The following is a 26,543-nucleotide window of genomic DNA, read 5'->3' as shown; positions in this document are numbered from 1 at the left end:
CGAAATAAGAGCCGTTTGCGCGGTCTGGAATGTCGATATGAGAGCACTGAAAATTGCCGGCGCCGTCATTGCCGCCGTGATCGTCGTCATCGCGCTGCTGCTGGTGATCGGCGTCCCCTCGGGCTACCTGAAGGCCGAGATCCAGGAGAGGATCGAGCGCGAGACCGGCTACAAGCTCGCCATCAATGGCGGCGCCAAGATCGGCCTGTGGCCACAGCTCAACATCCGGCTGAACGATGTCACGCTGCAGGATCCCAGGGATCGCGACATCAACCATCGTTTCACGGCTTCGAGCATCGAGGCGGACGTGACGCTGGCGAGCCTGTGGGCCGGGCGGCCGCAGATCACCGAACTCGTCATCATTCGCCCGGTGGTGAATTTGCCCCTGAAGCGCGAGCGTGTGAGGGAGGCCAATCCTCCCTTGAAGCCCGCCGGCGGCAAGGCGGCGGACGCCTTTTCGATCGAACATGTCAGCGTCACCGGTGGCACCATCGTGTTCTCCAATCTGCGCGACCGCGTCGAGAACAGGATCGAGACCGTCAACGCCGACATCACGATTGATGCCGACCGCAAGGTCACGCTGACCGGCAGCGCGCGCAGCGGCGGCCATCCGCTGAAATTCGAGGCCAAGGCGGCGCTGCCTGCGGCCCCAGTCGAACGGCAGAATATTCCGGCCGAGATCAAGATCGACGCGCCGGGCCTGTTGCACGCGCAGCTCATGGCCAAGGCCGAAGCCCGGCTCAACGGCTCGGTCGTGATGATCAACGGCGTCACCGGCGCCCTCGGCGACGGCGCGTTCAGCGGCTGGGCCTCGGTCGATCTGTCGAGCAAGCCGCTCGTGAAGCTCGACCTCGATTTCCAGAAGCTCACGGTCGCGATGTCGCGCAGCACCGATTCTTCCTCAGGCCAGCCCTGGAGCAACGCAACGATCGACATCAACGGGCTCAACTACGTCGACCTGCAGGCGCGGATTTCCGCGGCCGAACTCAAGATCGGCGACGCGCGCTTCACCCCTGCCGCGATCGACGCCATGCTCGCAAGCGGCATCCTGAAGGCGCAGGTTTCCAACCTTGGCGCCTATGACGGCAACGCCAATGGCGACTTGACCGTCGATGTTTCCACTGCCAATCCCACTTATGCGATGCGGGCCGACCTCACCGGCGTGCGCGCGCTGCCGCTGCTGCACGGCCTTGCCGATTTCGACAGGATCGATGGCAGGATGCAGGCGAAGATCAGCGTGCACTCCTCCGGCACCAGTCAGCGCGCGATCATGTCGAACATGGCGGGCACCGCCTTCGTCGTGTTCCAGGACGGCGCGATCAAGGGGCTCAATGTCGCGCAGATGATCCGCTCGCTTACTGCGAGCACCTTGTCCGGTTGGCAGGCGAGCGATGAGAAGGCGACGGATCTTTCGCAATTGTCGGCGTCGTTCAAAATCGACAAGGGGCAGGCGCAGACTACCGATCTCAATCTCGTCGGCCCGCTGGTGAAGATGACCGGCGTCGGCACCATCGATCTTGGCACCAAGCAGATCGGCTTCCGTGTCGAGCCGAAACTGGTGATGACCACCGAAGGCCAGGGCCGCGTCAGCGATCCGGTCGGGCTCGGCATTCCCGTGATGATCGAGGGCCCGTGGGGGGAGCCCACGGATTTATCCGGAGATGCAGGGCATTCTCGACAATCCGGAGGGGGCCTATGCCAAGCTGAGGGAAATGGGCAAGGGCCTGTTCGGACCGAACGGCGCCGGGCTTGGCGCTGCGATCGGCAACCTGCTCGGCGGCGGACAACAGGGTGCGGCCGGCGGACAGGGCGCTGCGCCCGGCACCGGCCAGACGGGCGGCAAGCCGAATGATCCGCTCGGCGGCCAGCTTGGTGAGACCATCGGCAACCTCATTCAGGGCTTGGGTGGATTGGGCCAGAATCAGCCCGGCGCGCGCCCGGGCGGTCAGCGGAGCCTGACGCCGACCTCGCCCGCCGAGCCGCCGACGCAAGCCGCGCCGGCCGAGCCGGCGCCTCCAGCAGCGCCGAGCGATACAACCACGCAGCAGGACAGCCAGCCGATGAACGAGGTGTTGCGGCAGTTGTTCAATCGGTGAGGTTGATGCTCCCTCGGCTCGCCCGGCGCTTCGCGCCGTCCTCTCCCCGCGAAGGGGCGGGGCGAGGTTAAGCGGGGCCTACGCATGACGACGAATCTGCGGATTCCTGCCTGAAATCCGGGCTAACCATGCTGGCGGAGGGCCCGCCTGCCCCCTCAATTCGTGCTAAACAGGCCTCATCCGGGGCCCCCCAATAGCGCCCCGTGGCAAGCGACGAACGGATGCGCATGCTTAAGGGCGTGGCGCACGAGGGTCCGGATGAGCGAGGGCAACGATAGAGCAAGGTTTCGGCGCGAGGGGCTGTTTGCCAAATACGTCGTCGCGCTGGTCGGGCTCGTCGTGTTCGTGCTGGCCATCAACGGCGCGATGGAAATCTGGATCACCTATCGCGGCATCAAGAGTTCGCTCCGCGACGGCATGTCTGACAAGGCGGAGGCAACCGCGAAGCGGATCGCGCAGTCGATCTCCGAGCTGGAGCGGCAGATCTCCTGGGTGACGCGCGCCTCCTCCAACACGCTCGACCTGCGCCGCGCCGACTACACCCAATTGCTGCGGCAGGTGCCGCAGGTCAGCCAGCTCTCGCTGCTTGGCAGCAACGGCCGCGAGCAGCTCCGCCTGACGCGGCAGACCGTCACGCTCGGCAGCAACGCCGATTTCTCCCGCGATGTCCGCTTCACCGAAACCGTCTCGCGCGGCACCAGCTTTGCGCCGGCCTATCTGCGCGACCAGCAGCCATTCATGTCGATCGCGCTGTCGCATGCCGACGGCAGCATTACGGTCACCGAGATCGATCTCGATTTCCTCTCCGAATTTTTGATCGACGCCCAGGTCGGCAAGGTGGCGTATGCCTATGTCACTGACGCCAAGGGCGAGGTGCTGGCCAGGTCCTCGAATGGGCCCGAGGTCGGCAAGAATCTGTCGGCGCTGCCGCAGGTCGCTGCCGTCAGCAAGCCCGGCGGCGTTGCGCCGGCGTCGGGCCTGGATGCCAATGGCGACGCCGTGCTGACGACCTCGAGCCTGGTGCCGAAACTCGGCTGGCGCGTGTTCTTCGAACAGCCGACGGCGCAGGCGCTGACGCCGATCCGCGATCAGCTCGTGCGGATCGCGCTTCTGATCGCGCTTGGCCTCGTAGTCGCGATCATCGCCGGCACCATCATGGCGCGGCGCCTGCTGGTACCGATCACGGCGCTGCAGGCCGGCGCGCGGCGGCTCGGCGCCGGCGATTTCGGCCACCGCATCGAGGTGAAGACGTCGGACGAATTGGAGGAGCTTGCCAACCAGTTCAACGGCATGGCCGGGCAGCTCGCCGAGACCTATTCGAGCCTCGAAACCAAGGTGAACGAGCGCACGCGGGACCTGGCGCAATCGATCAACGAACTCAAGGTGCTCGAGGAGGTCGGCCGCGCGGTCGCCTCCTCGCTCGACCTCAACGCGGTGCTGCCGACGGTCGCCGCGCGCGCCTCGAGATCACGCATGCCGATGCCGTGCTGATCTACGGCTATGACGCCGGCAATCACCAGTTCAGCCTGACCGAAGCGATCGGCATCGACAAGGCTGCCGAAGGCCGCCATCGCGCCATCGACGCCGACCATTCGCCGCTCGGCGAGGCCGCGAGCAGCGGCGAGCCGATCGCGATCCCCCAGCTTGGCGCAACGCCCGAACATCCGCTGCGCGATGTCGCGATGGAAGCCGGCTTCCAGTCGGTGCTGGTGGTACCGCTGGTCGACCAGACCGGCATTTTGGGATCGCTGGTGGTGCTGCGGCGGAACGAGGGCGAATTCTCCGCCAATCTGATCGGCCTGATGAAGACGTTTGCGCACCAGGCGGTGCTGGCGATGCGCAATGCGCGGCTGTTTACCGAAGTGGACCACAAGAGCCGCGAGCTGCTCGCCGCCAACGACATCGTGCGCGAGCAGGCGAGCAAGCTGCAGGAGCAGACCGACCAGCTCCGCGACTGGAACCGCTCGCTGGAGGAGCGGGTGGAGACGCAGCTCGGCGAGATCGAGCGTATCCGCCGGCTGGAGCGTTTCCTGGCGCCGCAGGTGGCGCAGCTTATCGCCTCCTCCGACGGCCACGAGGGCCTGCTCGACAGCCACCGCCGCGAGGTGACGGTGGTGTTCTGCGATCTGCGCGGCTTTACCGCGTTCACCGAGACCACCGAGCCGGAAGAGGCGATGAACGTGCTGCGCGAATATCACGCAGCGCTCGGCGAGCTGATCTTCAAGTATGAGGGCACGCTCGACCGCTATGCCGGCGACGGCGTGATGATCCTGTTCAACGCGCCGATCCAGTTCGAGGACCACACCGCGCGCGCGGTGCGGATGGCGGTGGAGATGCGCGACACCATCGGCGGCCTGACCGATAAGTGGCGCAACCGCGGCCACAATCTCGGCTTCGGCATCGGCATCGCGCTCGGCTACGCCACGCTCGGCCAGATCGGTTTCGAGCAGCGCCTGGAATACGCCGCGATCGGCAGCGTGACCAATCTTGCGTCGAGACTCTGCGACGAGGCCAAGGCCAACCAGATCGTGGTGAGCCGGCGCGTCTACGGCATGGTCGAGCCGTGGGTCGAGGGACGGCCGATCGATGATCTGAATTTGAAGGGATTCAACCATCCGATTTTGGCGGCGGAGATCACCGCCTGGCGCGAGTCGGTGGACAACGTCGTCGATGCAGCCGCAGCGCGACGGAAGAAGATGCAGTAGCCGGCGCCGTAGGTTGGGCAAAGCGCAAGCGTGCCCACCTTACCGCACTTGATGTCAAACAGCCCCATCAGGGCTTCGCGAAAAAAGCCGCGCGAAAAGTTTAATCGGATGCCGCACGACCCTGAACCGTCTGATGGGAATCTGTGACTAACACTGTGGCTGAGTCCGCCTCCCTCATCCTTAACATACGTCACACACGGCTTCTTCGCGCTTGGCGCGCCAACCACCCTTCTGGTATTCATGATTTTGATAACTAGGAACAAAACTTCGATGCCTTCCCTCCGTGCGCGCGACCTTTCACCTGTTCTGGCCACGCTGCTCGTGGCGGGTCTGCTCTCCGTCCCCTCCCCCTCCTCGCCGCCGACGATGCCGATCCCGCTGCGCCCAAGGGCGCCGCGGTCACCGTGCTCAAAGCGGCGAAATCCTGTTTTGCCAATATCGTCGAGGTGTCCGGCAACATCATTGCGCGCGAGGAGACGCAGGTGCGGCCCGAGCGGATGGGGCTGAAGGTGGCCGAGGTGATGGTGGATGCGGGCGACAGCGTCACCGCGGGGCAGGTGCTGGCGCGGCTAGCTTTGCCGGAAGGCGGGCAGATTTCGGTGCAGGCGCCGGTGGGCGGGGTGATCTCGGCCACGACGGCTGCCGTCGGCGCGATGGCGTCGGCCAAGGGCGAAGCGCTGTTCTCGATCATCGCGCGCGGCGAGTTCGACCTGGTCGGCATGGTGCCGACGCGCGATATCGCGAAACTCCAGGTCAACCAGACCGCGCGGATCAAGGTGATCGGCGCCGGCGAGGTCGACGGTCGGGTGCGGCGGCTGTCGACCACGGTGGAGCCGAACAGCCAGCTCGCGCAGGTGTTCGTCGGCGTCACCACCAACCGGCGGCTGCTCGTCAATTCAAGCGGCCGCGCGCAGATCAGGACCGGGCAGAGCTGCGGCGTCGCGGTGCCGCTGACCGCGATCCTCTATGGCACCGCCGGCACCGTGGTGCAGGTGGTGCGGCGCGCCCGCGTCGAAACGCGGCGGGTCGAGACCGGGCTGATGTCGGCCGGCCAGGTCGAGATCACCTCGGGCCTGCAGGAAGGCGACATCGTGGTGGCGCGCGCCGGCGCGCTCTTGCGCGAGGGCGATCCGGTTCGCGCGGTGACGGCGAGCGCGGACGGGAAGTAGGGGGCGCTACTTAGAATTTTATGGCGCCGTGGCGGCGGTGCACTCCCTCTCCCGCTTGCGGGGAGGGTTGGGGTGGGGGTGCCTCCACGAGCACTAAAGCCAAACGGTGAGACCGGTACCCTCACCCGGATCGCGTCTTCCGATGCGATCCGACCTCTCCCGTAAGCGGGGCGAGGTGAACGGAGCAAGCGGCGACAACACGCCTACAATTTATGTCGGTTACAGCAAAATAGCTGTCAGCACCGATGCGGAGGCACCCCAACCCCGACCCTCCCCGCAAGCGGGAGAGGGGAGCAGCGCCGTTGCGGCGGCGCTTTGCTGCGTTCGCAGGGACGACGTGTTGAGAGATAACGGTTGGGCCCGCCTTACCCGCCGAGGCGGACGTCTTCCAGCAGGGACGACGAGACCTGCGGCACCTGCTCGCCGTCGGAGGCGCGGGAGATGGAGATGCGGGTCTTGTTGAAGGCGCTGGCGACGCCGGGCTGTGAATTCAGATTGTTGAGCAGCTCGGTGACCAGCACGCTGTACTGGCCCTTGCCGTCATCGGCCACCTTGCCCGGCGTGGCCGAGGTCAGGATCAGCGCGTTCTCCGGCGTGGAGATCGGGGCCAGCCCATGGGAATAGGAGCGGAAGCGGCGCTCATAGGGGTTGCGGCGGGAGGCGTCGACGACGACGAGCTTGGCGCTGGCGCCCTTCTCGGTCATCGTATCAAGCACCTGCTCAATGCTGACGCCGTCGCGGCGCACATCGGCTTCCTTCCAGATCGCGGCGTCGACCGGGATCATAAAGCTCTCGCGACCGACCTGGACGCCGTAGCCGCCGAAGAACAGCATCGCGACGGTGTCCGGCTTGATCTTGTCTTTCAGGCGGGCGACGGCGCGGGCCATGTCGTCCTTGGTGGCGTCCTCGACCACGTCGACGTCAAAACCCTTGGCACGCAACGCAGCCGTGAGGCCACGGGCATCGTTGATCGGCTGGGACAGCGGCGCTGCCGCATCCGGATAATGGCCGTTGCCGATCACCAGGGCGACGCGGGCGGAGGTGCCGATCGTGCCGGTCTGTTCGGTGCCGATCGCCTTGGCGGCGTCGAGCGAACGCTTGTTCAGCGCGGCATGGGCGCCGATCGCCAGCGACACCAGGCCGATAAAAGCGACGGCAATGGTGACGGTGCGGCGGGAAATGCAGAGCTGACCAAGGTTCATCGCGTTTCCATTCCCAAGTTTGTCCATAGCGCCAAGCAAGACCGCGCCAGTTAGTCGCGTGCGGACCGTTCAGGTTTGATGGGGTTGCCGGGTGTGTGCCGTCTAATTGCGCTCAATTTGCGGCACCGCAACAACGGTCTTTTAGCCTGTCGGGCCCTTCCGGACAACCTCATTCGACGCATGGAACCAATTGCAGCCGACTATGGGGGAGGGTTTAACGCCAGGTAAGTGACCCATATCACATTGTGTTCCTCGCCGGATTTGGTTAGTTCTCAAGGGCTTGCAGGCCCATCCGGCCGGCGGTGGCTGCGTGGACTCCCCATCGAGCCCGTTCCAAACCCCGGGACTACCGGGGTTTTACGGATCGTGCTCAACGTGGCCCTCCCTTCACCGTTCCGGCGGAAAGAAACTGCATGGGCTTTTCTACCATCGCCGGCGCCGCATTTCGGGCGCTGACCGCGCGGAAAGACGGCCCGTCGCTCTACGACGTCTGCGACCCCGTGCTGCTGAAATACCGCGGCGGCGACCCCCATCTGGGAAAATTCTATCGCACGGCGCTGGGCAACCCGGCGCTGCGGCCGCTGTTGCGGCGAACCGGGCACCCGGCCTTGTGCGACCAGAAGCGGCTCGGCGCCTTGCAGGAGGCGCTGCGACGGGCGCGCGACGATGCCGAGCCGGACTGGGCCGCGGTGGGGCAGCCGATCGCCGAGCTGATGGCCGATATTAATGTCCGCCACCCCGCCCCCGGGCCGGTGGCGGCACCGGACCGCCCGCCCGGGCGACGCGAAATCGACCGGGTGATCCGCCGCTGTGGCGCGCATCTGCTCGGCTCATTCGCCAAAAACGGCTTCATCCCGACCTATGCCGCCTTCAACCTGATCGGCGATGCCGACATGGGCGGGCGCGAGATGCTGATGGCGCTGACCGGGCTGAACTCGCGCGGCTACAAGAACTCGACGCTGTTATTCAGCTTGGCGCGGATCTTCATCGCGCATTCGCCGGCGCGCGCGCTGATCAACCCGCCTTGGCGAGGGATTGCCGAGCCGATGTGGCAGCCGATGCAGATCCGCCACCGCTCGGCCTATTACGACGCCTTCTTCACCGAGGCGCTGCTCAGTTACGTCGAGACCGGGCTGGCGTCTTCGGACGAGGCCGCGGCCTCAAGGCGCGCGATTTCGGAGATGGTCGATTTCTGTCTCAAGACCTCAGCCGAGGAAGTCCCCGCGCATGACGGCACCACCGTGAACGTGATCACCGCCCTGGCGCCGCTGCCGCATCCGCGGTTCTCAAAATTCTTCTCGCAGATCAAGCAGGATTTAGGTTTTGGCATCTACGTGCCGGACTGCGACACCACGGCGTGCTCGTTCTCGGCCGCCACACAAGTCGGCTGCACCGATCCGATCCTCGATCAGCCGCTGCTCGACTTCTACCGCGGCTACCAGGTGCGCGAGGGCACCAACGAGCCGCGCGTCACCGTGCCCTTGAACGACAACATCGATTACGAGGGCGGCGTCGTCACCTGGATCGACAATCTCGCCGGCGACCGGCCCTATGGCAACGACCTCGATCCGACGCTCAACCTCGATATCCTCGAGGTTTCTTTCCGCAATCTGGCGCGCTGGAAGATTTTGGAGACGCCGCAGCGGCTGGAGACGGTGCATCGCATCCTGGGCTTCCAGCGGCGGCTCGCCGAAAGCGGCGCGTTCAAGAATCCGCGCTCGCACATCTATTACCTGCCGGAACTCTACTCCGCCTATTTCGGTCGCTGCCATGCCGCGTTCATGGCATTGCCGGAAGCAGCGCGGCAGGCGATCGATCCGGACGGCGCCTTCGCGCTGATCCGCGAGAAGGTGCTGGCCTATGTCGAGGGTGAATTGATCGTGCGCGAGATGAACCCGTTCGACGCCGCGCTGGCGCTGATGGCGCTGGCACATCTCGGCGCCGACGTTTCGACATTTGCGCCGGCGCTGCATGTCGTCGTCGCAAGTCTCGGCGAGGGCGGCAGGCACGGGCCGTACCGGGCGTACGAGTGGAACAAGATGAAGACGCCGACGCGAATTCTGGTAGGCGGCCCGGAAGTGACGTCGGCGTTCGTGCTGATGGGCCTGGCGTTGGCGCGGCGGGCGATGACGAAGGACAATGCGTGACGCGCGGTGCTTACCCTCCCCTGGAGGGGGAGGGTCGCCGAGCATCGCGAGATGCTCGGCGGGGCGGGGTGACAGTCTTTCCTATCGAACGCTGCCCGAGTTGAGAGATCACCCCACCCCGCCTCGCATTTCGCTACGCTCAACGCGAGCCGACCCTCCCCCTCCAGGGGAGGGTGAAATATCTCGCGGGAAGTTGAAAGCGGTGCGACAACCCCGCTCTGGCAAGACAGCTCCATTGTCCGCACAATCCGCATCATTTTGCCACCGGGATTGCCGATGAAATTACGGACATTGCTTTCCGCGTTCCTGCTGCTGTCACTGCCCGCTACCTCACACGCGGCCGACATCACCGGCGTTCCAAAAATTCGCGAGGGCGATCAGCTCCAGATCGGCAACCATCGCATTCGGCTCGGCGGCATCGACGCGCCTGCCGTCGATCAGCTTTGCCTCAACACGAGGGCTGAGCGCTGGACCTGCGGCGCCGCCGCGCGCGACGAGTTGATCAAGCGTTTCGGGGCCAAGAGCTGGACCTGTCGTACACGGGCGGTGGCCGATCGCCGCGGCCGCACGGTGGCGCGCTGCGAGGCCGACGGTGAGGACATCCAGAAATGGCTGGTATCGAATGGCTGGGCGCTGGCGCAGACGCGCCTCTCGCGCGACTACGAGGCAGACGAGAAGGCCGCGCGCGAGGCCAAGGCCGGCATGTGGCAGGGCGCGTTCATCGCGCCGTGGGACTGGCGCATCCGCAACAAGAAAACCGCCGTTCTCGGCGCCGTCCAGCCGCCGGAGAATGCGCGGGCCGTTCTCTTGGCCTCGGCATCCGGACCTGTGGCGCCCTCGCCCGACTGCACCATCAAGGGCAACGTCAATCGCTCCGGCGAGTGCATCTATCACCAGCCGACAAGCCGCTGGTATGCGAAGATCGAAATGAAGATCTCAAAGGGCACGCGCTGGTTCTGCTCGGTCGAAGAGGCCGAAGCCGCCGGTTGTCGCGAGACGCGGCGGTAGCGGTTGTAGTTAACCTCGCCCGCTGCGGCGAGAGGGAGCGGCGATGTCCGATCAACGCATCGAAAAACGAATGCGGCGACGACGCGGCTTACGGCGGGCAATGTTGCTCGCGCTCGTCATCCTCGGCGGTTACGGCCTGCTCGCCTATCTGGTGCTGCCGGGCTTCTGGACGCATTACGAGCATCAGCGCGGGCTGACCAGCATGCCGATGGTGACGCGCACCGCGCAGGGCATTCCCGGCGATCCCATGAATGTCGGGCTGATCGGAGACCAGCGCGACGTGGTCTGCGCCATGCATGCTGCGGGCTGGTATCCGGCCGACCGGATTACGCTGAAATCCTCGATCGAGATCATCGGCAGCGTGCTGCTCGATCGCCCCTACAAGGAGGCGCCGGTGAGCAACCTTTACTACCTCGGCCGCCGCGAGGATCTCGCCTATGAAAAGCCGATCGGCACCAGCGCCGACCGCCGCAACCATGTGCGCTACTGGAAGGTGCTGGAGAGCGGCGAGGAAAAGCGCCCGGTCTGGCTCGGAGCTGCGACGGAGGACCGCGGCGTCGGCGTCAGCCGATACACCGCCGCCGTCACGCACCACATCTCGCCCGATCTCGACGCCGAGCGCGCGCTGCTTGCGACTGACCTGGAAAATGCCGGCATGGTGGATGCGAAATACCAGGTCACCGGCATCGGCCCCACGATCGCAGGGCGGAACGGCGGCGGCGACGCCTATTACACCGACGGCGAAATCTGGGTGCTGCGGCTGGTCGAAGCCTGCAAGAAGCGCGAGGGACCTGCGGTGACGATCCCGAGCCCGCCGGCGACCGAGCTCAAGGATCAGATCTGGCGCGCGATCGCGAATGCGGTGGGGAAATGACCTGCGATGATTGTGGGGAGCGGAGCAATGAGAGCAATCAACTCTTTTTGCGGCTCTGGATTGCTTCGCTGCGCTCGCAATGACGATCCCGATCCAATATTATGCCGACCTTCGACCGATTGCCGCTCCCCTGACGTTCTACAATTAAGGAAAACCAACAAATGACCGTTCGTGCGGGCCGGGAATTTCTGGCCATCCCGGGACCTACCACCATGCCCGACGAAGTGCTGCAGGCGATGCATCGCCCGGCGCTCGACATCTACTCCGACCAGATGGTGGAATTGACCGAAAGCCTGCTCGCCGATCTCTCAAAGCTGTTCGCCACCAAAGGCAAATCCTACATCTACATCGCCAACGGCCATGGCGCGTGGGAAGCGACGCTTTCCAACGTGTTGTCGCGTGGCGACAAGGTGTTGGTCCTGGAAAGCGGACGCTTTGCGATCGGCTGGGGCCAGGCGGCGGCTGCGATGGGCGCCGAGGTCGAGGTGCTCAGGGGCGACTGGCGCCGCGCGATCCGCGCGAGCGAGGTCGAGGCGCGGCTGCGGCAGGATAAGGACCACACCATCAAGGCCATCGTCGCCGTGCAGGTCGATACGGCTTCCGGCGCCTATAACGACATCGAGGCGATCGGCAAGGCGATCAAATCGACGGGGCATCCGGCGCTGTTCATGGTCGATACCGTGGCGTCGCTCGGCTGCATGCCGTTCGAGATGGATGCTTGGGGTATCGACGTCGCGATGTCCGGCTCGCAGAAGGGCCTGATGACGCCGCCGGGCTTAGGCTTTGTCGCCGCCAACGACCGCGCCCGCGAGGTGCATAAAAAGGCCAATCTGCGCACGCCCTATTGGGACTGGACCGAGCGCGAGGGCAGCGAGCATTACCGCAAATATGCCGGCACTGCCCCGGTGCATCTATTGTTCGCGCTGCGCAAGGCGATCGACATGCTGCAGACGGAAGGGCTGGAGAACGCGTTTCAGCGCCACCGTTTGCTCGCCGAGGCGGTGCGCCGCGCGGTCGCGGTCTGGAGCGAGGGTCAGGTGATTGGCTTCAACATCGCGGAGGCCAATGAGCGCTCGAACACGGTGACGACGGTGACCATGAATGGCTACGATCCGGCCGCACTGCAGCGCTATTGCAAGGAGAAATGCGGCGTGGTGCTCGGCACCGGCATCGGCGATCTGTCCGGCCAGGCTTTCCGCATCGCCCATATGGGCCATGTCAATGCGCCGATGATCCTGGGCACGCTCGGCGTCGTCGAGGTCGGCCTCAACGCGCTCGGCATCCCCCACGGCAAGGGCGGAACCGAAGCCGCGATCGAGTATCTCGGGGAGAACGTCGAAGCGTAAAAGTTGTCGCCCCTGCGAACGCAGGGACGATAAAGTCGCCAATCCTGTCCCTCGGCGCGCCGACTCTCTTTCCCGCCCCGCATTAGTGCGTATACTGGCATACCAAGCCGGGCGCTGATCCGTGCAAGAACAAGAGTGGGAGTGAGGCGATTGGCGTCCGTTGATTTGCGCGGCCTGACCAAGCGATTTGGCTCGCTTGCGGTGGTCGATAACGTCTCCCTGAAAATCGATCACGGACAACTGGTCTGCCTGCTGGGACCGTCGGGCTGCGGCAAGACCACCACGCTACGGCTGATCGCGGGCTTTCTGGAGCCTTCCGACGGCGAGATCCATGTCGGCGAGCGGCTGGTGTCGTCACGCACGCGCACGCTACCGCCCGAGCAGCGCAACATGTCGATGATTTTTCAGAGCTACGCGCTGTGGCCGCATATGACGGTGACGGAAAACATCGTCTACGGCCTGCGCCTGCGCAAGCTCGACCGCGACACCATCGCGAAAAAGCTCTCGGCGATCCTTGCCACCACCAAGCTGGAGGCGCTGGCGCAGCGCTATCCCGGCGAGCTCTCGGGCGGGCAGCAGCAGCGCGTGGCGCTGGCGCGCGCGCTGATCGTCGAGCCCGAGACGTTGCTGCTCGACGAGCCGCTTTCGAACCTCGATGCGAATTTGCGCGAGGAAATGCGGTTCGAAATCCGCCGCCTGCACGACGAATATCGCTACACCACCGTCTACGTCACCCACGACCAGTCCGAGGCCATGACCACGGCCGACCTGATCGCGGTGATGAACGGCGGCCAGATCGACCAACTCGGCACGCCCGAAGACATCTACGCACGGCCGGAGTCCGAATTCGTCGCCCGCTTCATCGGCGCCAGCAATGTCATCAAGGGCACCGCGCGCGATGCCAACCATGTTGCCTTCGCGGGCGCGACATTGAAGGTGGTCGGCGCGCCGCTGACGGAAGGCCAGCACGCCGTTGTAGCGATCCGCCAGCACGATATCGGGCTTTCGACGCAGGCGCCGACGTCAGCAGAGAATGCGGTCAAGGCGGTCGTCACGCGGCAGGTCTATCTCGGCGCGGTGCGGGACTACATGGTCGAGGTGGCCGACGGCACCAGTTTGCGCGCCACCACGCCGACCGAAACCAGCGTGCAAAAAGGGCAGCGAGGTCTGGCTGACGCTGCCGCCCGAGCGCTGCCGGGCACTGAGCCGATAGCCACGAAACGAGACGGGAGGACGCGATGAGGGGACGAAAGTTTTCAAGACGCGACATCCTGCAAAGCTCGGCGGCGCTCGCGGTTGGCAGCGTCTTCGCCTCTCCTGTCCGTGCCCAGGCGCCGGAGCCGGTCGCGATCACATCAGCGCTGGTGGAGGCGGCGAAGAAGGAAGGCAGGCTGATCTTTTATTCGTCGATGGACCTGCCGGTCGGCGAAAAGCTCGGCAAGGCATTCGAGGCGGCCTTTCCGGGTGTAACCATCCAGATCGAGCGCTCCGGTTCGGAGCGACTGTTTCAGCGTATCGACCAGGAATTTGCGAGCAACATTCGCGCCGCCGACATCGTCAACTCCTCCGACGCCTCGCACTTCATCAGTTGGAAGAAGAACGGCTGGCTGATGCCGTTCGTGCCGGAGGACGTCGCAAAACATTTTCCGGAAAGCTATCGCGATCCCGACGGCATGTTTGCGACCTCGCGGGTGTGGCTGTCGTCGATCGCCTACAACACCAATCTCATCAAGGCGGAAGACGCGCCGAAGAGTTTTGCCGACCTGCTCGATGCCAAATGGGCGGGCAAGATGGTCAAGGCCCACCCGGCCTACAGCGGCACCATCATGACCGCGACGTTTCAGCTCGTTCGCGAACTCGGCTGGGAGTACATGGAAAAACTGGCGAAGCAGCGCGTGATGCAGGTGCAGTCGTCGACCGATCCGCCGAAGAAGCTGTCGCTCGGCGAGCGCGCCGTGATGGCCGACGGCAACGAATACGGCATCGTGCTGTTGAAGGAAGCCGGCCAGCCGGTCGAGCCGGTGTACCCGACCGAAGGCACGCCGACGATTTCGGGGCCGACCGGCATCTTCAAGAGCGCGCAGCATCCCAATGCCGCGAAGTTGTTTCAGGCATGGCTGCATACGCGCGAGACGCAACAATTCTTCATCGATTACAGCGCGCAATATTCGGTGCACGCGCAGGTGCAATCGAAGCCGGGACGGCGGAAGATTTCCGACATCAAGCTGATGAAGGAGGATGCCGAGGGCGTGGAGAAGATGACGGAAGAAATCAAGACGCGCTATGCGCGGCTGTTCAGGGTTTGAGGATGCTGCCCGCCCCATCCACCGCCGTCATTCCGGGATGGACCGAAGGACCGGACCCGGAATCTCCAGATTCCGGGTTCGCTTCGCGCCCCGGAATGACGGAAAGGCAATCAGCATGACCACCATAACCACCACCGACGCCCCAAAATCTCGCCTCGACCTCACCCGCCCTATCCTGTGGCTGTTCGCCGCCTTCATGATCGTGCTGATCGTGCTGCCGCTGTCGTGGCTGGCGGTTTTTGCATTCACCGACAAGGCGCGGCATCCGACGCTGCAGAACTTCGTCACGCTGTTCACCGACCCCGCTTTCCTCGATCCATTGCTGACGACGGCGATCATCGCCACCACTTCCGCGGTGGCCTGCTGCCTTGTCGCCGCCCCGATCGGCTGGCTGGTGTCGCGCACGGACATGCCGGGGCGGCAGATCATCCGCGCGCTGGTGACGGCTTCCTTCGTGACGCCGCCGTTTCTGGGCGCGGTTGCCTGGGAACTGCTGGCGGCGCCCAACAGCGGCATGCTGAATCAGCTCTATCGTTACCTCACCGGTGCCGAAGATCCTTTGTTCGACATCTATTCGCTGACCGGGCTGATCTTTGTGATCTCCTGCTACACGTTTCCGTTTGTCTTCGTGCTGGTCGCCAATGCGCTCGACAACATGCCGGGCGAACTGGAAGATGCTTCCGCCATTCTCGGCGGCAAGGCCTGGACCACGGCGCGGCGCGTCACGATTCCCCTGGCGCTGCCGGCGCTGGTCGCCGGCGCGCTGATCGCGTTTCTGCAGGCGATGACGCTGTTCGGGTCGCCTGCGATCCTGGCGCTGCCGGCGGGTTTCCACACCATGACGACGAAGATCTGGAGCCTGTTCCAGTATCCGCCGAAGCTCGAACTGGCGGCTGCCGCCGCCGTGCCGCTATTGGTGCTGACGATCCTGCTGCTGCAGGGCCAGAAATTTCTGCTCGGCCGCCGCGGCTACTCCGTGCTCGGCGGCAAATATGGCCCGCCGCGGCCGATCGAAATGGGAGGATGGCGCTGGGCGGCGCTGGCATTCTGCCTCCTCGTGCTGCTTAACCCGGTGTTCCTGCCCTATTTCGCGCTGGTCAACGCGGCGTTCTCGCCGAACGCGACCACGCTGGTGACGCCGTCGACGGCGACGCTGCACAACATCGTGTTCGTCTTCACCGAACTGTCGTCGACCCAGCTTGCGCTGAAGAACACGGTGATCCTTGGCGCATCGACCGCCACCGTGGGCACGATCCTCGCGCTCGTGGTCGCTTATGTCACGACCCGCCGTGTGATCGCGAGCCATCGCATGCTCGGCTTTCTCGCCACCGCCCCGGTGGCCGTGCCCGGCATCGTGCTCGGTGTCGGATTGTTCTTGAGCTACACGCGGCCGCCCTTCGTGCTCTATGGCACGCTGTGGATCCTGCTGCTGGCGTTTCTCACCATCAACCTCCCTTCGGCCTATCAGCAATTGCAGGCGGCGTTCGCGACCATTCATCCCGAACTGGAGGACGCCAGCCGCATTCTCGGCGCGAGCCGGCTGCAATCGCTGCGCCAGATCACCGCGCCCTTGTTGCGCACCGGCGTGATCGCGACCTGGTGCTTCATCTTCATCGGCGTGATGCGGGAGTTATCTGCGGCGATCGTGCTGTTCACCTCGCAGACCAAGGTGCTGTCGGTCTTGATCTACGACCTCAACGAAAGCGGCGACCTCGCCGCGATCTCGGTGCTCGGCATCGCGATGCTGGTGATCACCTTTGCGGTGGTGCTCGCGGTGAACCGGATCCCGATGTTCGGCGGCGGCGCCGGGGCGAGGTTGCGGAATAGTTAGCTGATGCACATCCCATCCATTCGTCGTCCCTGCGAAAGCAGGGACCCATAGCCCCAGACCGTTGTTGTAAGCGAAGCCGTCTCCTGTTGTGCCAATTCCACTGGCCGCGGCGTATGGGTCCCGGCTCGCGCTACGCTTGGCCGGGACGACAGCGATGGGTGCATTGACTAACATCCATCTGGCAATCTTGCCATCCATCCCGATATAAGGCGGTACCTTTCAGGACCGACGAGGACCGCGTGACCCAAGCCGCCGCCAAAAAGCCCGCCCTCTCGCCGCCGACCGCACCGCGCCGGCCGTACACCTTCACCACGCACGGCATCACCGTGCAGGACGACTATGCCTGGCTGAAGGACCCGAAATGGCAGGAAGTGCTGCGCGACCCCTCGATCCTCGACCCGGACATCCGCAAATATCTCGAAGCCGAGAACGATTACACCGAGAGCCTGCTCGGCCACACCGCCGTCCTGCAGAAGAAGCTGGTCGCGGAAATGCGCGGACGGATCAAGGAAGACGATTCCAGCGTGCCGTCGCCGGACGGCCCGTTTGCCTATTTACGAAAATTCCGCGAGGGCGGGCAGCATGAAATGTTCGGCCGCACGCAGCGCGATGGCGGCGCGGTGCAGATCGTGCTCGACGGCGACGCGCTGGCCAAGGACCATGAGTATTTCAAGTTCGGCGGCGCGCGGCATTCGCCCGACCACACACTGCACGCCTGGAGCGCCGATACCAAGGGCTCGGAATATTTCTCGATCCGCGTGCGCGACTGGGGGACGGGGATCGACCGCGACGATCTTGTCGAGGAGACCGACGGCGGCATCGTCTGGAGCAAGGACTGCCAAAGCTTCTTCTATGTCAAACTCGACGACAACCATCGCCCGATGCAGGTGTGGCGGCACCGGATGGGCACCAAGCAAGCCGACGATACGCTGGTCTATGAAGAAAAAGATTCCGGCTGGTTCACCCATCTGCACGAGAGCTCTTCCGGCCGCTTCTGCGTGATCGCCGGCGGCGATCATGAGACCTCGGAACAGCGGCTGATCGATCTCGCCAATCCCGAAGCGCCGCCGCGGCTGGTGGCGGCACGCGAAGAAGGCGTGCAGTACTCGATCGCCGACCGCGGCGATGAAGTGTTCATTCTCACCAATGCGGATGACGCGATCGACTTCAAGGTCGTCACCGCGCCGCTCGCCTCGCCCGAGCGCACCAACTGGCGCGATTTGATTCCGCATCGCGCCGGCATCTATGTGCTCGATGTCGAACTCTATGCCGGCCACATGGTGCGGCTGGAGCGCGCCAATGCGCTGCCCGCGATCATTATCCGCGATCTCGATAACGGCGAGGAACATGCCATCGCCTTTGACGAGGCGGCGTACTCGCTGGACACCATGGGCAGCTACGAATTCGAGACCACCAATCTGCGGTTTTCCTATTCGTCAATGACGACGCCGTCGGAAGTCTATGACTACGACATGGCGAAGCGAACGCGCGTCTTGCGCAAGCGGCAGGAGATTCCGTCAGGCCATGACCCGGCCGACTATGTCACCACGCGGATCATGGCGACGTCGCATGACGGCGCATTAGTGCCGGTCTCGATCCTGCACCGCAAGGACCTCGTGCGCGATGGCAAGGCGCCGCTGTTGCTCTACGGCTACGGCTCCTACGGCATGGCAATGCCGGCGTCGTTCTCAACCAACCGGCTGTCGCTGGTCGGTCGCGGCTTTGTCTATGCGATCGCGCATATCCGCGGCGGCGCGGACAAAGGCTGGGGTTGGTATCTCGATGGCAAGCGCGAGAAGAAGACCAATTCATTCGACGATTTCGCTGCCGCGGGCCGCGCCCTGATCGAGGCAAAATACACCAGCGCCAAGCGCATCGTCGGCCATGGCGGCAGCGCCGGCGGCATGCTGATGGGAGCTAGCGCTAACCGCGCCGGCGAATTGTTCGCCGGCATCGTTGCCGAAGTGCCGTTCGTCGACGTCTTGAATACGATGCTCGACGACACGCTGCCCCTGACGCCGCCGGAATGGCCGGAATGGGGCAACCCGATCGAGAGCGAAAAGGATTTTCGCACCATTTTGTCGTACTCGCCCTACGACAATATCGCGGCGAAGGAATATCCCGCTGTGCTCGCGATGGGCGGCCTGACCGATCCACGCGTCACCTATTGGGAGCCGGCGAAATGGATCGCACGGCTGCGCGCGACCATGTCGGGTGGCGGGCCGGTGCTGCTGCGCACCAACATGGGCGCCGGCCACGGCGGCGCGTCGGGCCGCTTCAACCGGCTCGATGAAGTCGCGATTGCTTATGCGTTTGCGCTATGGGCGGTGGGAATGGCGGAGAAGGGTGAGGTGTAAGACCCTCTTGTCCCGGACGCGATGCAGCGTGCAACGCTGCGTCGCAGAGCCGGGACCCACCGACGCATGGGCCCCGGCTCTGCAGCGCACCGCTTTGCGCTGCGCTGCGTCCGGGGCACGCAGTTATCGCCCGTTCCTCTTTCGCCACTCGGCGAAATCGGTCAGCGTCTGCGGATCGGTCGCCGGATAGAGCCCGAAAATGCCGCGGCCGTTCTGAACCTGCTCGGTGACGAAATCCTCGAACGCCGTCATCTCGACCGCCTCGTCGGCGATTTCGTCAGCCAGATGCGCGGGGATCACGATCACGCCGTCGGCATCGCCGAGAATGACGTCGCCGGGAAACACCGGCGCGTCGCCGCAACCGATCGGCACGTTGATCTCGATCGCCTGATGCAGCGTGAGATTGGTCGGCGCGCTTGGGCGGTGGTGATAGGCAGGGAAGCCAAGCTTTGCGATCTCCGCGGAATCCCGAAAGCCGCCATCGGTGATGACGCCGGCGCAGCCGCGCTGCATCAGCCGCGTCACCAGAATAGCGCCGGCGGACGCGGCGCGGGCGTCCTTGCGGCTGTCCATCACCAGCACCGCGCCCGGCGGGCAATCCTCGATCGCCTTGCGCTGCGGATGGGAGCGGTCGCGGAACACGTCGATCTTGTTGAGGTCCTCGCGCGCCGGCATGTAGCGCAAGGTAAAAGCCTCGCCGACCAGCACCGGTTGATCGGGGCCCAAGGGGTGCACATCCTGGATCATCTGGATGCGGAAGCCGCGCTTGAACAGCGCGGTGGCGACGGTGGCCGTGGAAACGGTTTTGAGTTTATTGCGGGTGGCGTCGCTCAGTCTTGTCATTGTGTTCTATCCCAGTTGGTCGTCATTCCGGGGCGATGCGAAGCATCGAACTATGATGCGCAATTGCGCATCTGAGAATCTCGAGATTCCGGGTCTGGTCCTTCGGACCATCCCGGAATGACAACATCAATCACACCGCCCCGTGCGCTTCCACATACAACGCATAGACCGAGTGGCAGCTCGTCATGTAGAGGCGGTTGTTCTTCGGGCCGCCGAAGGTGAGATTGGCGCACCGCTCCGGCAGGCGGATGTGGGCCAGCGGCTTGCCGGCCGGACTGAACACCATCACTCCGTCGAGATCCTCTGGCTTGCCCTTGAGCTGATACACCCGGCGGCCGCCAACCTCCGTCGGCTCGGGCTGCAGCGCGCCGTTGGAGCCCCAGCCGCACCACAGATTGCCGTCGCGGTCGACGCGGAAGCCGTCGAGCGCGCCTTGATCCGCGGCGTCGATCAGCTTGGTCTTGTTGGCCACCGTGCCGTCCTCGTTGACGTCAAAGCTCCAGATGCTGCGGTTCGGCGTGCCCTTCCATTCCACGACATAGAGCTTTTTCTCATCCGGCGAGAACGCCAGGCCATTGGGATTGACGATGTCGGTGATCACGGCGGTGAGCTTGCCGTCCTTGGTCAGGCGATAGACGTTGGTAGTCGCCTGCTCGGGCTTTTCCTTCTTGCCTTCCCACTCGCCGTTGATGCCGAACAAGGGATCGGTGAACCAGATGGTGTCGTCGGATTTCACCACGATGTCGTTCGGCGCGTTCAGCCGCTTGCCCTCGAACTTGTCGGCCAGGACGGTGATCTTGCCGTCCTTCTCGGTGCGGGTGACCCGGCGGGTGACCGAATGCTCGCAGGTGACGAGGCGGCCCTGACGATCGCGCGCGTTGCCGTTGGCGTAATTGGCATTGGCGCGGAAGACCGAGGTCTGGTTGGTCTTCTCGTCGAACTTCATGATGCGGTTGTTGGGAATGTCGGAGAACAGGAGATAGCCTCCTTCCGGAAAATACGCCGGCCCTTCGGCCCAGCGCATGCCGGTCGCGACCTGTTCAATGGTCGAGGAATAGATCCGGTACTTTGCAAAACTCGGATCGAGGATCTGCACGGCGGGATCGGGATAGCGCTGGTTCGGCGTGAACGGGAACGATTGCGCGAGGGCGGTGCGCGCGAGCAGCGTCGTGGCGGCGGCGGCGCCGGCGCCTGCGAGCAGGTTGCGTCGGATGATGTTCATTGGTCTTCCTCCCCTGTGATGCTTTGTTTGATCGGCGTTTCTCGCCGGCTCTCTCGTTGTCATTCCGGGGCGATGCGAAGCATCGAACCCGGAATCTCGAGGTTCTCAGATGCGCAATTGCGCATCGTAGTTCACGCTGCGCGCGCCCCGGAACGACAGTCAGTAGATCGGCGGCTCCTCGACCGGCGCCCCAAATCCGGTCTCCAGAAAATCGAAGTCGCAGCCCTCATTGGCCTGCTTGATGTGGCGGGTGAACATCCAGCCATAGCCGCGCTCGTAACGCGGCTCCGGCGCCTTCCACTCGGCGCGGCGCATTGCGAGCTCCGCCTCCGGCACGTCGAGATTGATCGTTCGCGCGTTGACGTCGAGCGTGATCTTGTCGCCGGTTCGCACCAGCGCCAGCGGCCCGCCGATGTAGGATTCCGGCGAGACGTGCAGGATGCAGGCGCCATAGCTGGTGCCGCTCATGCGCGCATCCGACAGCCGCACCATGTCGCGCACGCCCTGCTTCACCAGCTTGGTCGGGATCGGCAGCATGCCCCATTCCGGCATGCCCGGCCCTCCTTGCGGCCCGGCATTGCGCAGGATCAGCACGTGATCCGCCGTGACGTCGAGATTGGGATCGTCGATCGCCTTCTTCAGCGAAGGATAATCGTCGAATACCAAAGCGGGCCCGGTGTGCTTGAGGAAGCGCGGCTCACAGGCGCTCGGCTTGATCACGCAGCCATCAGGCGCGAGATTGCCCTTGAGCACCGCAAGCGCACCTTCCTTGTAGATGGGATTCTCGACTGTTCGGATAACGTCGTCATTATAGACCTCGGCGCGGGCGATGTTGTCGCCGAGCGTCTGGCCGGTGACCGTCATGGCGTCGAGATGCAGATGATCCTTGATGCGGCTCATCAGGCCCGGCAGGCCGCCGGCGTAGAAGAAATCCTCCATCAGATATTTGTCGCCGCTCGGACGCACATTGGCGATCACAGGCACCTTGCGGCTGGCCTTCTCGAAATCGTCGAGCCCGATGTCCTGGCCGGCACGGCGCGCCTGCGCGATCAGATGGATGATCGCATTGGTCGAGCAGCCCATCGCCATCGCGACCGTAATCGCGTTCTCGAAGGCTTTTCGGGTCTGAATGTTGTCCGGCGTCAGGTCCTCCCACACCATCTCGACGATGCGGCGGCCGCATTCGGAGGCCATGCGGATGTGGCCGGCATCGGCGGCGGAATCGAGGACGCGCCCGGCAGTGTCATTCCGATCGATTCCGCAATCGCCGTCATGGTCGATGCCGTGCCCATGGTCATGCAGGTGCCGTAGCTGCGGGCGATGCCGGCCTCGACGTCGACCCAGTCCTTGTCGGAGATTTTTCCGGCACGGCGCTCGTCCCAGTATTTCCAGGCATCCGAGCCCGAACCCAGCGTCTTGCCCTTCCAGTTGCCGCGCAGCATCGGCCCGGCCGGCAGATAGACTGTCGGCAGGTTCATGCTGGTGGCACCGAGCAGGAGGCCGGGCGTGGTCTTGTCGCAGCCGCCCATCAGCACCACGCCGTCGACGGGATGGCCGCGCAGCAATTCCTCGGCATCCATCGCTAGCATGTTGCGGTAGAGCATGGTGGTCGGCTTCAGGAACGATTCCGACAGCGACAGCGCCGGCAGTTCCATCGGAAAGCCGCCCGCCATCAGGATGCCGCGCTTGACGTCGTCGACGCGGCTCTTGAAATGCATGTGACAGGGCTGCGCATCCGACCAGGTGTTGAGAATCGCGATGACAGGCCGGCCCTTCCATTCCTCCGGCGCGTAGCCCATCTGCATGGCGCGCGAGCGGTGGCCGAAGGCGCGGAGATCATCAGGCGCGAACCAGCGCGCGCTGCGGAGATCAGCGGGGTTCTTCTTGATGCTCATGACTGCGTCCCCCATTTCTGGACGGTGTTGCGCTCGATCGTGCGGAAGATCAGGTTCTCCACGATCAGGCCAATGACGATCACGGTCAACAGGCCAGCGAACACGGCGGGGATATCCAGCAAGTTACGGTTCTCGAAGATGAACCAGCCGAGGCCGCCCTGCCCCGACGACACGCCGAACACCAGTTCGGCGGCGATCAGCGTGCGCCAGGCAAACGCCCAGCCGATCTTCAGGCCCGTCAGGATCGAGGCGAATGCCGCGGGGATCAGGATGCGGAACACGTAGGGCAATCCGCGCAGGCCGTAATTGCGGCCGACCATGCGCAGCGTGTTCGAGACGCTCTTGAAGCCGGAATGGGTGTTGAGCGCGACCGGCCACAGCACCGAATGGATCAGCACGAACACGAGGCTGCCATTGCCGAGACCAAACCAGATCAGCGCCAGCGGCAGCAGCGCGATAGCCGGCAAGGGATTGAACATCGCCGTGATGGTTTCGAGGAAATCCGTGCCGATCCGGGTCGAGATCGCGAGAATCGTGAAGATGGCGGCAAGAGCAATGCCGGCGGCATAGCCCATGAACAGCACCTTCAGCGACGCCCAGGCGCGCAAGGGAATGGTGCCGTCGCGCACCTTGTCGAACATGGTGACGATAGTGTCGTGGAAGGTCGGGAACAGCAGCGGATTGTTCAGGATGGTGCCGTAGGTCTCCCAGGCCGCGGCGAGGAAGATGATGATCACGGCCTTGCGCACAAAGCCGTCGTTCCACAGCAGCTCCAGCACCGTCAGCTTGCGCTCGACCTCGGCCGGCACCGCCGCCGTCAGTTCGGCGGCATCGCGCAACAGAATTCTGGCCTCACCCATCGCGCGCTCCTTTAGTGTGCCGTGACAGCGTCGGCGAACAGGAGATCGTGGATCTGCTTTTCCAGCCGTGCCGCGCTGCCGTCCTCGCCGGAAACCTTGTCGACGTCGATCACCTCGGCCTTGACCCGGCCGGGATGCGGCGACAGCAGCAGGATACGGTTGCCGATCTTGATCGCCTCCGCGATCGAATGGGTGACGAACAGGACGGTGAATTTGGTCTCCGCCCAAAGCTGCAGCAATTCGTCCTGACAGGTGCGCCGCGTCAGCGCATCGAGGGCAGCGAACGGCTCGTCCATCAAAAGAATATCCGGCTCCATGGCCATGCCGCGCGCGATCGCGACGCGTTGCTTCATGCCGCCGGACAGCGTGTGCGGATAGGCGTCGACGACGCGGGTGAGGCTGACTTTTTCGATATAGGCCCGCGCCCGCATCTCTGCTTCCTTGCGCGGCAGTTTCCGCGTCATCAGCAGCGGAAACATCACGTTCTCCAGCACCGTTTTCCACGGCAGAAGCTGGTCGAACTCCTGGAAGATCATCATGCGGTCGGCTCCGGGCTCGGATATTTCCCGGCCCGAGATCCGCATCTTGCCTTCGCTCGGTTTCATATAGCCGCCGACCGCCTTCAATAGGGTCGACTTGCCGCAACCGGAGGGGCCGAGCAGCACGAAGCGATCGGAACGATCGACCGCGAAGCTGACCCGCTCGGTCGCGGTCACGACCGCGCTCGAAGTCTTGTAGCGCAGCGTTACGTCACTGACGTCGAGAAGCGCGGCCATGTCGATCAATTGCCCTTCAGGTCATGCGCGACCGGCAGGTAATAATCGGTCCATGCCTTGGGCATGGTCTTCAGCGTACCGACCTTGTGCAGATGGGTGGCGAACTTCATGGTACCCTGCGGCTGCAGGTTCCATTCCATCATGCCGGGCTCCTTCAGCCAGGCCAGCAGGTCCTCGACGCTGGTTTTGTCGCCGGTGACTTCCTTGTAGATCTCAACCGCGGCCCTGGTGTCGCCGCGGATCAAATCCTGCGCTTCCTTGGTGGCGTCGCGCACGGCCTGCACGATCTTCGGATTAGCGTCGGCGAATTTGGTCGTGGTGAAGAACTGCGCCTGGCTGAGCGGCCCGCCCATCACGTCCGGCGACGACAGCACCACATGTGCGCCGGGGATGTTCTTCAGTTCGAGGAAGGTGAACGGCGGGATCGCAAAATGGTTGCGGACCTCGTGCTGGGCATTGGTCATCGCCACATAGGCGTCGGGATGGCCGAGCTGGACCGTGCTGGCATCGAGCTTCGACCACTGGTCAGCGCCGAAGATCTCGCTTGCCGCGATCTGCAGCACGATCGCCTGCGTCGAGACCTTCACCGTCGGCACGGCGATCTTGTCGTTCGGGCCGAAATCCTTGATCGACTTGATATTCGGATCGCGGCTGATCAGCGTCATCGGCTGCGCCGAGGTAGCGACGATGCCCTTGACGCCGCCGCGGGTGCGATCCCACAGCAACAAGAGATTGCCGGTCCCGGTGTTGAGGATATCGACGCTGCCCGCCAACAGCGCGTCGGTCTGCGCGCCGCCGCCGCTTAAGTTGATCCACTTGGTGGTGACGCTGGGCACGTCGAGGGAAGCTGCGTGCTTCTCGATCAGCTTGTGTTTTTCCATGATGTGCGAGGGCATGTAGAAGATACCCGGCTGCCGCGACAGCGAAATCTCCGTCTTCTGCTGGGCTGCGGCCTGAGAGCCCGGCAGCACCATGGCAAGTGCCGCGACGGCGCCCGCGCAGGCGCTCCACGTTCTGTTTTTCATTGTGCATCTCCTCCGGCGTTTCATTGACGCTTCGATGGAAATGCACTAATGTATTAGTGCATTTGAAGCAAGCGCCTTCTGAGGCCGATTCGTTCGATGGCTGCATCCCAGATCGTTTCCCGCCGGACCGTGCCGCGCTCCGCCGATCGGCTCGATCGCGATCGTCAGGCCGCGCCGCAAGTGTTCGAGCGCCTGCGCGGCATGATCATTTCGCTGGAGTTGCCGCCAGGATCGCCGCTATCGCGCGCTGCGCTGGCCGGACAGTTCGGGGTGAGTTCGACACCGATCCGCGATGCGCTGATGCGCCTCGAGGAGGAAGGGCTGGTCGACGTGTTCCCGCAATATGCCACGGTGGTCAGCCGGGTCGACGTGCGGCTAGCGCAGCAGGCGCATTTCCTGCGGCAGGCGGTCGAGCTCGAAATTGTCCGCATGCTGGCAATGCGTCATGACGAAGCCTTCGCGGCCGAGCTCCATGCGACCATCATCCGCCAACAGCAATTCGCGAAAGCCGGCGACTTCGAAAAATTCATGGCCGCCGACAACGAGTTCCATGCCCAGCTCTACGCCGCCACCGACAAGCAGGACATCTGGTCGCTGGTGCGCAGCCGCAGCGGACATATCGACCGGCTGCGCCGGCTGCATCTGCCCTCCCCGGGCAAAGCGCAGGATATCCTGCGGCATCACAAGCTGATTGCGAAAGCGATCGAGGCCGGCCAACCCACAGAGGCGCAGAAGCACCTGCGTACCCATTTGTCGGGAACACTGAGCGAACTCGACCAAATTCGCTCGCGCTATCCGGAATATCTCAGCAACTGACTGCCTCGACATCAGGAATCACGCTCGCAGGCGCGGGGTTCCGGATCTGCCTGCCATGCCGGCAT

The 26,543-nt window shown here is 64.1% G+C and carries 18 protein-coding genes and 2 pseudogenes; 13 read left to right on the top strand and 7 right to left on the bottom strand.

Annotated features, from left to right (window positions below):
• Positions 1 to 37: 37 nt before the first annotated feature.
• From ACFXS9_RS35670 to ACFXS9_RS35655, 4 genes and pseudogenes are all read left to right on the top strand, one after another.
• Complete coding sequence (locus tag ACFXS9_RS35670) at positions 38 to 1,852, top strand: AsmA family protein (RefSeq protein ID WP_392697518.1); 1,815 nt, start codon at positions 38 to 40, stop codon at positions 1,850 to 1,852.
• Between the two features lie 58 nt (positions 1,853 to 1,910).
• Positions 1,911 to 2,096 carry a hypothetical protein gene (locus ACFXS9_RS35665; RefSeq protein ID WP_392697515.1) on the top strand — a complete coding sequence of 62 codons (186 nt, stop codon included), beginning with the start codon at positions 1,911 to 1,913 and terminating at the stop codon, positions 2,094 to 2,096.
• Between the two features lie 258 nt (positions 2,097 to 2,354).
• A pseudogene (locus tag ACFXS9_RS35660) lies at positions 2,355 to 4,801 on the top strand (adenylate/guanylate cyclase domain-containing protein).
• 404 nt (positions 4,802 to 5,205) lie between these two features.
• A complete protein-coding gene (locus ACFXS9_RS35655; protein ID WP_392697512.1) occupies positions 5,206 to 5,970 on the top strand; it encodes an efflux RND transporter periplasmic adaptor subunit in 765 nt (254 codons plus the stop codon).
• Between the two features lie 365 nt (positions 5,971 to 6,335).
• Here the strand turns inward: ACFXS9_RS35655 and ACFXS9_RS35650 are convergent, their stop codons facing one another.
• Positions 6,336 to 7,172 (bottom strand): caspase domain-containing protein, encoded by an 837-nt coding sequence (locus ACFXS9_RS35650; protein ID WP_392697509.1) that lies wholly within the window; start codon positions 7,170 to 7,172, stop codon positions 6,336 to 6,338.
• A gap of 413 nt (positions 7,173 to 7,585) precedes the next feature.
• Between ACFXS9_RS35650 and ACFXS9_RS35645 the strand changes: the two genes are divergently transcribed.
• From ACFXS9_RS35645 to ACFXS9_RS35610, 8 genes are all read left to right on the top strand, one after another.
• Positions 7,586 to 9,319 (top strand): hypothetical protein, encoded by a 1,734-nt coding sequence (locus ACFXS9_RS35645; protein ID WP_392697506.1) that lies wholly within the window; start codon positions 7,586 to 7,588, stop codon positions 9,317 to 9,319.
• Between the two features lie 276 nt (positions 9,320 to 9,595).
• Positions 9,596 to 10,327, top strand: coding sequence for a thermonuclease family protein (locus ACFXS9_RS35640; protein WP_392697504.1), 732 nt, complete (start codon positions 9,596 to 9,598; stop codon positions 10,325 to 10,327).
• 43 nt (positions 10,328 to 10,370) lie between these two features.
• Complete coding sequence (locus ACFXS9_RS35635) at positions 10,371 to 11,201, top strand: LssY C-terminal domain-containing protein (protein WP_392697501.1); 831 nt, start codon at positions 10,371 to 10,373, stop codon at positions 11,199 to 11,201.
• A 161-nt stretch (positions 11,202 to 11,362) separates the two neighbouring features.
• Positions 11,363 to 12,547, top strand: coding sequence for a pyridoxal-phosphate-dependent aminotransferase family protein (locus tag ACFXS9_RS35630; protein ID WP_392697498.1), 1,185 nt, complete (start codon positions 11,363 to 11,365; stop codon positions 12,545 to 12,547).
• A gap of 150 nt (positions 12,548 to 12,697) precedes the next feature.
• Entirely contained in the window at positions 12,698 to 13,789 is a 1,092-nt protein-coding gene (locus ACFXS9_RS35625) for an ABC transporter ATP-binding protein (RefSeq protein ID WP_392697495.1), read from the top strand.
• Complete coding sequence (locus tag ACFXS9_RS35620) at positions 13,786 to 14,853, top strand: ABC transporter substrate-binding protein (RefSeq protein WP_392697492.1); 1,068 nt, start codon at positions 13,786 to 13,788, stop codon at positions 14,851 to 14,853. Before ACFXS9_RS35625 ends, ACFXS9_RS35620 begins: the two co-directional genes overlap by 4 nt.
• A 115-nt stretch (positions 14,854 to 14,968) precedes the next feature.
• Complete coding sequence (locus ACFXS9_RS35615) at positions 14,969 to 16,684, top strand: ABC transporter permease (protein ID WP_392697489.1); 1,716 nt, start codon at positions 14,969 to 14,971, stop codon at positions 16,682 to 16,684.
• 239 nt (positions 16,685 to 16,923) lie between these two features.
• Entirely contained in the window at positions 16,924 to 19,041 is a 2,118-nt protein-coding gene (locus ACFXS9_RS35610) for a S9 family peptidase (RefSeq protein WP_392697486.1), read from the top strand.
• 123 nt (positions 19,042 to 19,164) lie between these two features.
• Here ACFXS9_RS35610 and ACFXS9_RS35605 read toward each other — a convergent pair whose 3' ends face one another.
• From ACFXS9_RS35605 to ACFXS9_RS35580, 6 genes and pseudogenes are all read right to left on the bottom strand, one after another.
• Entirely contained in the window at positions 19,165 to 19,884 is a 720-nt protein-coding gene (locus tag ACFXS9_RS35605; RefSeq protein WP_392697483.1) for a ribonuclease activity regulator RraA, read from the bottom strand.
• 130 nt (positions 19,885 to 20,014) lie between these two features.
• Positions 20,015 to 21,106 (bottom strand): SMP-30/gluconolactonase/LRE family protein, encoded by a 1,092-nt coding sequence (locus tag ACFXS9_RS35600; protein ID WP_392697480.1) that lies wholly within the window; start codon positions 21,104 to 21,106, stop codon positions 20,015 to 20,017.
• A 159-nt stretch (positions 21,107 to 21,265) separates the two neighbouring features.
• Positions 21,266 to 23,001: pseudogene (gene araD, locus ACFXS9_RS35595) on the bottom strand (L-arabinonate dehydratase).
• Positions 22,998 to 23,861, bottom strand: a complete 864-nt coding sequence (locus ACFXS9_RS35590) for an ABC transporter permease (protein WP_028351561.1) — start codon at positions 23,859 to 23,861, stop codon at positions 22,998 to 23,000. The pseudogene araD and the gene ACFXS9_RS35590 overlap by 4 nt, the downstream one beginning before the upstream one ends.
• 11 nt (positions 23,862 to 23,872) lie before the next feature.
• The gene (locus tag ACFXS9_RS35585; RefSeq protein ID WP_392697476.1) at positions 23,873 to 24,637 is read right to left on the bottom strand and encodes an ABC transporter ATP-binding protein; all 765 of its coding nucleotides are present in this window, start codon (positions 24,635 to 24,637) and stop codon (positions 23,873 to 23,875) included.
• 5 nt (positions 24,638 to 24,642) lie between these two features.
• Positions 24,643 to 25,611, bottom strand: a complete 969-nt coding sequence (locus ACFXS9_RS35580; protein ID WP_392700183.1) for an ABC transporter substrate-binding protein — start codon at positions 25,609 to 25,611, stop codon at positions 24,643 to 24,645.
• A 147-nt stretch (positions 25,612 to 25,758) separates the two neighbouring features.
• Here ACFXS9_RS35580 and ACFXS9_RS35575 point away from each other — a divergent pair, with 147 nt between their 5' ends.
• Positions 25,759 to 26,478, top strand: coding sequence for a GntR family transcriptional regulator (locus ACFXS9_RS35575; RefSeq protein WP_392697473.1), 720 nt, complete (start codon positions 25,759 to 25,761; stop codon positions 26,476 to 26,478).
• Positions 26,479 to 26,543 lie beyond the last annotated feature (65 nt).

This window comes from Bradyrhizobium sp. RDI18 (assembly GCF_043203335.1).
GTDB lineage: Bacteria > Pseudomonadota > Alphaproteobacteria > Rhizobiales > Xanthobacteraceae > Bradyrhizobium > Bradyrhizobium retamae.
This window is presented reverse-complemented; position numbering and strand designations above follow the sequence as displayed.

Coding starts and splice junctions, on each gene's coding strand:
- ACFXS9_RS35670 (WP_392697518.1), top strand. CDS start 38: ATGAGAGCACTGAAAATTGCCGGCGCCGTCATTGCCGCCGTGATCGTC.
- ACFXS9_RS35650 (WP_392697509.1), bottom strand. CDS start 7,172: ATGAACCTTGGTCAGCTCTGCATTTCCCGCCGCACCGTCACCATTGCC.
- ACFXS9_RS35645 (WP_392697506.1), top strand. CDS start 7,586: ATGGGCTTTTCTACCATCGCCGGCGCCGCATTTCGGGCGCTGACCGCG.
- ACFXS9_RS35640 (WP_392697504.1), top strand. CDS start 9,596: ATGAAATTACGGACATTGCTTTCCGCGTTCCTGCTGCTGTCACTGCCC.
- ACFXS9_RS35635 (WP_392697501.1), top strand. CDS start 10,371: ATGTCCGATCAACGCATCGAAAAACGAATGCGGCGACGACGCGGCTTA.
- ACFXS9_RS35630 (WP_392697498.1), top strand. CDS start 11,363: ATGACCGTTCGTGCGGGCCGGGAATTTCTGGCCATCCCGGGACCTACC.
- ACFXS9_RS35620 (WP_392697492.1), top strand. CDS start 13,786: ATGAGGGGACGAAAGTTTTCAAGACGCGACATCCTGCAAAGCTCGGCG.
- ACFXS9_RS35615 (WP_392697489.1), top strand. CDS start 14,969: ATGACCACCATAACCACCACCGACGCCCCAAAATCTCGCCTCGACCTC.
- ACFXS9_RS35605 (WP_392697483.1), bottom strand. CDS start 19,884: ATGACAAGACTGAGCGACGCCACCCGCAATAAACTCAAAACCGTTTCC.
- ACFXS9_RS35600 (WP_392697480.1), bottom strand. CDS start 21,106: ATGAACATCATCCGACGCAACCTGCTCGCAGGCGCCGGCGCCGCCGCC.
- ACFXS9_RS35590 (WP_028351561.1), bottom strand. CDS start 23,861: ATGGGTGAGGCCAGAATTCTGTTGCGCGATGCCGCCGAACTGACGGCG.
- ACFXS9_RS35585 (WP_392697476.1), bottom strand. CDS start 24,637: ATGGCCGCGCTTCTCGACGTCAGTGACGTAACGCTGCGCTACAAGACT.
- ACFXS9_RS35580 (WP_392700183.1), bottom strand. CDS start 25,611: ATGGTGCTGCCGGGCTCTCAGGCCGCAGCCCAGCAGAAGACGGAGATT.
- ACFXS9_RS35575 (WP_392697473.1), top strand. CDS start 25,759: ATGGCTGCATCCCAGATCGTTTCCCGCCGGACCGTGCCGCGCTCCGCC.